Below are 6826 nucleotides of genomic sequence, written 5' to 3'. Positions count from 1 at the left end.
CCGGAGCTGACCTGGACCCCGGAAAAGAAACTGGTCGGCAGCAGGGAGAGATCCGCTTGCCCGAGCGTGGGACTGTTAATCGGAATGCCCTCCCACAGCACCTGGATCTGCTCGGAAGAGAGCCCCCGCTGCGAAGCGGTTGCCATCCCGCCCGGCCCGTTATTCTTTATAAATAAGGAGGACTGTAAAGACAGGGTCTCGCCAATGGATTGGGTGTGTAATAAGCTCAGCCGGGTCGAATCTATTACTTCTACGGCAGTAGGTTGATACTTCAGCGGCTGATCAATGCGTGTGGCCACGACTTCAACTTCATCAAGCTGAAGCGTATCCGCTATCATTTGCGTTTGTCCATGCGCTGGCTGGTAAACATATAACAATAAAGCCACGCAGCATACGACAGCCCTGCTGATCTGCTTTTTTCTATATAAAGATAATAAGTGTAAGATGGTCATAAAATCCTCGCAGAAACTTTAACTCCCGAAAGTTTCTCAAGAAATAGGATCGTTTGGCAGGTCTTCTGGCTCATCCTGCTGTCCGGCCTTCCCATCCCGGTTACCGGGACAGTGGCAAAAGGTTGGAGACAACACTACAATGGATTTACAGTTGCGGGTACAGCTTCCGGTTTCTCGCCATGCGTGATATGCTTCAACAAATGACGAGGCACGGAATTCCCTTTTCATTCTATCCCGGGGCCGACAGTCGCCGGGCGGGACGGAAAACCAATACACTATTTCAAAGAGCGTTCGTAAAGTAGGAGCTTTCTTGATAAAAAGAAAGGCGCAGTTTTTAATCCTGACTGCCGCCGGAGTCCTGGGCGCTCACACAAATAATGAACTATAATAAATCGTACTGTTATTGTAGTATTGATTTTTGCTCCGGCATGAAAGACACAAATCCCACAGACACTTGAGGCTCTATTATCGTCATCATCCGAAAATTGGTCTTATACCAGAATCAGGAAATCTGACCGGGTCCGTGGGAGAACAGGAAAGCTGTTTTAGAATAACGACTCATTTGGAAAAACGCTTCCCGGAAAGAGAATTATAGTTAGAACACTATCTTGTTATCCCCCGGCGGTATTTTTTATTCGTTTTTTGGCCGCTCAAAAAATGAACAAAAAAATCACTTAAATTAAGACTCCAACTTCCCCAGCTCATGGATCAAATCCCGGACCGAATGGCAGGGGTATTGCTCTCCTTCATAGCTGATCTCCCACTGGAATTCCTTCCCGGACGGCTGTACCACCACCCGGAGCTCCGTACCATTCGATTCTGATACCTCATAGCCGGAGCGCTCCAGGGCCCGTCGCGTCCAAAAGACGCCCTCGGCATCCCCATGCAGGCAGATCGACCCTCTGGAAGGTTCGTGAAGCCTGAACGAACCGGTGGCACGGTCGAAATCGAAGCTGTCCTGCGCAAACACCGCTTCAAACGTACCGTCCAGCACCAGATCCTCGGGCGTGCCGGTGACCACCCTGCCCTGCCGGTCAATGAGCCACAGCGAGTCGGCCGCTTTAAGGGCGAGGTCCAGCTCATGGGTTGACAGTAAAACCGCCTTTCGCGTATTATGGGACAAACGACGCAACAGGCGCATAATCGCCACCCGGTTGGGCAGGTCCAGGTGAGCCGTGGGCTCATCCAGCAAGATAGCGGAGGTATCCTGCGCCAGCGCCCGGGCGATCATCACTTTTTGACGCTCCCCGTCGCTCAGGTGCAGTACGTCGCGGTCGACAAACGGTTCAATACCCGTGGATTCAATAGCCCAGGCTATTTTTTCTTCATCTTGTTGGTCCAGCGAACCGAACCACCCCGTGTAGGGCGAACGACCGAAGGCCACCAGCTCGTATACGCTTAAATTACCGATCGTAAGACGGTCGGTCAGCACCGTACTTACCTTCCGGGAGACCTCCCTGACAGAAAGACCGCTTATTTCTTCCCCCGATAAATGGATCGTCCCGCTCAATGGAGCGTGCAGCCCGGCGAGCGTGCGGATAAGCGTTGACTTTCCCGATCCGTTGGGTCCCAGCAGGCAAACAACCGCTCCCCTGTGCAGCGACACATCAATATGGCGGGCCACGGTGGTGGAGGTACGACGACGTCCCCGCGTCGGAAATCCGATCTCCAAATCCCGGCTCGATATGATAGGTTCAGGGTTATCCATCAGAAGGAAGCCTGCAGGTTTTTGCGCTGAATGATCACCCATATCACCACCGGAGAGCCCACCATCGAAGTGACCGCGCTGATGGGCAGGGTCGCCGTAGAGCCGGGCATCTGGGCGATGACATCACAGCCCAGCAGCAGCATCGCTCCCATCAACAGGGTCCCCGGAACGAGCACGCGATGCTCGTTCGTGCCCAGCAGCGACCTGGTCAAATGGGGAACGGCAATCCCGACAAAACCGATAGGCCCGCAAAAGGCCGTGATGCCCCCGGCCAGCAGGCTGGTGCTTACGATGATCCATATCCGGGCCCTGGAAACGGACAAGCCCATGCTGCGCGCGTAATTTTCGCCTAACAACAGCCCGTTGAGCGATTTGGACAGCAGCATGGCCATGCCTCCTCCTGCGAGCGTCAGGACGCCCAACATCCAAAGCTGGCTGAGCGGTACCCCTCCCAGGCTGCCGAACGTCCATATCAGGTAGTCCTGGATCTGTTCCGGCCGGCTGAAATACTGCCAGATACTCACCAGAGCGATGGTCATATTGCCGACCATCAAACCGATAATAAGCAGCGTCACATTATCCCGAACCTTTACGGAGATAAGCAGGATAAGCAACAATACCGCTGCCGAACCGATACTTGCCGCTAATATAATCAACCAGCTCCCCATTGCGGACAGTTGCCGGATGGCAAAAATAGTCGTGATCGTCCCGCCGGCTAACATTACCACCGCTACGCCGAGACTCGCGCCCGCTGTGATGCCCAGCACCGATGGTCCGGCCAGCGGGTTACGGAACAGCGTCTGCATAAGGAGTCCCGCCACGGAAAGCGCGCTGCCGGCCAGGATAGCGGTAACAGCGCGGGGTATGCGTATGTTGATCAGAATCTTTTGCCAGGCCGGTTCCCGGGGTTCTCCTCCCGACAACATATGCAGAATATCGGGAAGTGGGATATTCACCGAGCCGAGCGCCAGGTTTAACAGGAAAAGCCCAACGACCCCCGTCACGAGGAGGAAAAAGTACAGGGGACGAATTCCCATGCGATACGGCCTTTTATGATCCCTTGGCTGATCAGTCATCACTCAACATTGTCGTAATAGTAAAAGTCATGGTCGCCCGCGATTTCAGGATGGAAAATTTTGATCAGGTCAGCCAGAACGAGGTCGGGACGTACGACCCCCGACTCCCAAAAGTCATTCGCCCCCGACGGGGTGGAACGCCGATAGTTATGATAGATTTCGCCGGTCTGAAATGATTTAAAATCGCGGAAGCGCTCATCTTTGGCTAAAATATCCTCTTTTGTTTTTGCGGTTCCAGGGTGCAACCAGACATCGGCTTCCAGTCCCTGCCGGTACACCACCTCGAATGCTTTTCGGAGTCCCCCGGTCTCCTCAGACTCCAACCACGGGTAATCCGCTCCCGCGTCCTTGAGAAACCGGGCGGTAAAACTCTCCCCGCCCGGGACAAACCAGGCGCCCTTGTACGGCATATTATTGATCGTCATCGGCTTATCCTCCACCGTGTCAACCGCTGCCTTGAAATCGTTATATTGCCGGGCTACCTTGTCAAACTTTTTGTTGGCCAGCTTTTCTTTGTTTAACAGGGCCGCCATCACCTTGACCCATTCCGCCTTGCCAAGCGGGGTCGTCTCCAGCCATTCGGAATTCACCAGCAGATCAATACCGGAATCCATCAGTACGCGGTAATGATCAAACTGTGATGTGGGTCCCCCGGAAACCATAAGCAGATCGGGATCGAGGGCAAGCACCTTTTCCTTATTGAGCTCCCCTTCCTGGAAGCCGGTTATGGTCCCCTCCTCTATTCGCTGGCGGACCTCCGGGGTATAGACATAATCGGCGCCCACCACTCCGGTAACCCTTTCATTGGCGTCGAGCATATCCGTGAGAGCGATATGAGTGGCGGAAGTGGCGACCAGGGTGCGGACGGGAATGGGGATTTTTCGGGTATTTTTTACGTTAACCTGATCTGCTATCTCCCTTGGTACCAGGGAGTAGCGCAACGTGTCGAGGCGATCCTGAAAAGGATTGATAATTTCCAGAAGCTTGTAGTTGTCGCGGTAACTGATGCGAAATCCCTCGGCATAATCGGCCTCTGCCTTGTGGGAAAAATCGACGGCTACCGTGTCGGGTTCCGGGGAGTTTGGCTGCCCTTCGGAAGCAGACGATTGGCAACCCGCCGCGAGCAGAACGGCGACCAAAAGGACCGCACAGGCACGTCTATTGTAGTATGCATGTCGAAAAAAGGATCGCCTTGTTGACATCGGTACGGCTTTTCTCCCGAAAGCTTTTCCATCATCATTGCCGGCAGGTCTTCTGGCTTGCTCCGCTTTCAACAACCTTCCCGTCCGCCGGCCGGCGGACAGTGGTATCGAAGGATTAAAAACGTTAGTCCGTATCTCTCACAAAAGAGTGTTGAGAAACAAGGGTTAAGAGCTTACAGCAGCGGGGACTGCTCCGGACTACCCGTGGCCACACGGCACAGGTCACCGGATTCCCTTTTAACGTCCCGCCTGCAGCGGGACAAACCGTCAATGAATCAGTAGGTTAGAAATAGATGATTAAAGTAACGGTATTCTGTCATATAAGCCAACGGGAAACTTACCCGGATGTTCAGCCCCGGGGCAATGCTATTCCCAACATACCAGGATCCGGCGAAAAGGCTGTGAGTCCGTATTACTTTTCTTATCTTATGCCCCGCACCCACGACGTTCACTCTTAATAATCTTGTCGAAAACGATTCATGACCTACCTGTCAACTGAAAACCTGGCCAAGAACTACGGTATCAAGGTGCTGTTTGAGGATCTCTCCTTCGGTATTTCAAAGGGGGACAAGACCGCCCTGATCGCTGAAAATGGTACGGGAAAGTCTACATTGCTGAAGATATTGGCCGGCAGGGAGACCCCGGATGCCGGCAAGGTGATGATTCAAAACGACGTCAGCATCGGCTTCCTCGAACAGGACCCGCAGCTGGATGAGCGCAAGACCATCCGCTCCTACATTGCGCAAAGCGACAACAGGATGGTTCAGCTCATCCAGCAGTATGAAAAAGCAGCCCGGGAGCAGGCTGAAAATTACAATGAGAAAACCCGGAAGGCGTTCGAGAAAGCCGCAGCAGCCATGGAGGCGGCCGACGCCTGGGATTACGAGCAGCGGATGGAACAGATTCTCGGCAAGCTGGATATCCACGACCTGGACCAGTCCATCGGCACTCTTTCGGGGGGACAGCGAAAGCGGGTGGCCCTGGCCTTTGTGCTGCTGGACGATCCGGATTTTCTGATCCTCGACGAGCCGACCAACCACCTGGATGTGGATATGATCGAGTGGCTCGAAGAGTACCTGAAAAAGAGTACCAAAACACTGCTGATGGTCACACACGACCGCTATTTCCTGGATCGCGTATGTAATCACATTATTGAGCTGGAGGACGGTAAAATCTATCACCATGATGGAAATTATCAATATTTCCTTGAAAAACGGGCGGAACGGCAGGAAATCGAGCGGAAAAAGATGCACAAGGCCAATCAGCTTTATAAAAAGGAGCTTCAGTGGATGCGGCGCTCTCCCAAAGCGCGGACGACGAAATCCAAATCGCGCATCGATGATTTTGAAGAGCTTCAAGACAAGACGGACACGGGTCCCGGGGGGCCTGAACTCCGCCTCCAGATGGATATGCACCGGATGGGCGGCAAGATCCTGGAATTGATCAATGTCTCCAAAAGTTATGGGGACGAGACCATTCTCGACAGTTTTTATTATGACTTTGAGAAAGGCGAACGGATCGGCATTATCGGCAAAAACGGTGCCGGCAAGAGCACCTTCCTCAAACTGCTTACAGGGGAAGAACCAATCGATTCGGGGAAGATACGGACGGGAGAAACCATCGTATTCGGCCATTACAGGCAGGAAGGACTCCTCTTTGATGAAGACCAGCGGGCGATCGATGTGATTGAAGACGTGGCCAAAGTCATCAAACTGTCAAGCGGGAAAAAGATATCCGCTTCGCAGTTTCTGGAGCACTTCCTGTTTTCTCCCGAAATGCAGTATACCCCGGTAAAAAAGCTAAGCGGGGGTGAAAAAAAGCGGCTCAGTCTGATGTTGGTGCTCATTCAGAATCCGAATTTCCTGATCCTCGACGAGCCGACCAACGACCTGGACCTGCTCACCCTCAATAAGCTGGAGGAGTTTCTGCTCGACTTCGAAGGCTGCCTGATCCTCGTTTCACACGATCGCTTTTTTATGGATAAGCTTGTTGAGCACTATTTCGTATTCGAGGGGGACGGGGAAATTCGCGACCATCACGGTACCTATGAAGAATACCGGGAACAACGAAAAAAGCGTGAAGACAAAGCCCGCGCCAGGCGGCGCAGTGAACAAAAGAAATCGGTCGCCTCGAAACCTAAAAAGAATAATCGATCTTCCGGTAACGAGGGACTCAGTTACACGGAGCGACGGGAATACCGGAAACTGGAAGAACGGATCGAAACACTCGAATCCAAGAAAGAAGCCCTGGAGTCACAGATTAGCAGCGGCGAACTCGACCACGAGGAACTGCTGGAGCAGTCAAGCCGGTATGCCGAACTAAAAGAAGAAATCGAAACCCAAACGGAACGCTGGTTTGAACTCGCCGAACGAGCCTAAAGAACTGCCT

At 53.1% G+C, this 6826-nt stretch carries 5 protein-coding genes and 2 riboswitches; of the genes, 1 reads left to right on the top strand and 4 read right to left on the bottom strand.

Annotated features, from left to right (window positions below; genetic code table 11):
• The 4 genes from ACESLU_RS09720 to ACESLU_RS09705 all read right to left on the bottom strand — a co-directional run.
• Positions 1-338, bottom strand: a 338-nt coding sequence (locus tag ACESLU_RS09720) for a TonB-dependent receptor (protein WP_372638458.1), incomplete at its 3' end; no start/stop codon positions are given.
• 151 nt (positions 339-489) lie between these two features.
• Positions 490-739: riboswitch (cobalamin riboswitch) on the bottom strand.
• A gap of 392 nt (positions 740-1131) precedes the next feature.
• Positions 1132-2160, bottom strand: coding sequence for an ABC transporter ATP-binding protein (locus tag ACESLU_RS09715; protein WP_372638457.1), 1029 nt, complete (start codon positions 2158-2160; stop codon positions 1132-1134).
• A complete protein-coding gene (locus ACESLU_RS09710) occupies positions 2160-3236 on the bottom strand; it encodes an iron chelate uptake ABC transporter family permease subunit (protein ID WP_372638455.1) in 1077 nt (358 codons plus the stop codon). Before ACESLU_RS09710 ends, ACESLU_RS09715 begins: the two co-directional genes overlap by 1 nt.
• Positions 3236-4438, bottom strand: coding sequence for an ABC transporter substrate-binding protein (locus ACESLU_RS09705; RefSeq protein ID WP_372638453.1), 1203 nt, complete (start codon positions 4436-4438; stop codon positions 3236-3238). The genes ACESLU_RS09710 and ACESLU_RS09705 overlap by 1 nt, the downstream gene beginning before the upstream one ends.
• A gap of 24 nt (positions 4439-4462) precedes the next feature.
• Positions 4463-4722: riboswitch (cobalamin riboswitch) on the bottom strand.
• Between the two features lie 195 nt (positions 4723-4917).
• Here ACESLU_RS09705 and ACESLU_RS09700 point away from each other — a divergent pair.
• Entirely contained in the window at positions 4918-6816 is a 1899-nt protein-coding gene (locus ACESLU_RS09700) for an ABC-F family ATP-binding cassette domain-containing protein (protein WP_372638451.1), read from the top strand.
• Positions 6817-6826: the final 10 nt, after the last annotated feature.

The sequence above is a fragment of the Fodinibius sp. genome (assembly GCF_041642155.1).
Classification (GTDB): Bacteria; Bacteroidota; Rhodothermia; order Balneolales; family Balneolaceae; genus Fodinibius.
This window is presented reverse-complemented; position numbering and strand designations above follow the sequence as displayed.

What these genes read in the sequence shown, in the direction of transcription:
- ACESLU_RS09715 (WP_372638457.1), bottom strand. Translation starts at nt 2,160, where the DNA reads ATGGATAACCCTGAACCTATCATATCGAGCCGGGATTTGGAGATCGGA.
- ACESLU_RS09710 (WP_372638455.1), bottom strand. Translation starts at nt 3,236, where the DNA reads ATGACTGATCAGCCAAGGGATCATAAAAGGCCGTATCGCATGGGAATT.
- ACESLU_RS09705 (WP_372638453.1), bottom strand. Translation starts at nt 4,438, where the DNA reads ATGTCAACAAGGCGATCCTTTTTTCGACATGCATACTACAATAGACGT.
- ACESLU_RS09700 (WP_372638451.1), top strand. Translation starts at nt 4,918, where the DNA reads ATGACCTACCTGTCAACTGAAAACCTGGCCAAGAACTACGGTATCAAG.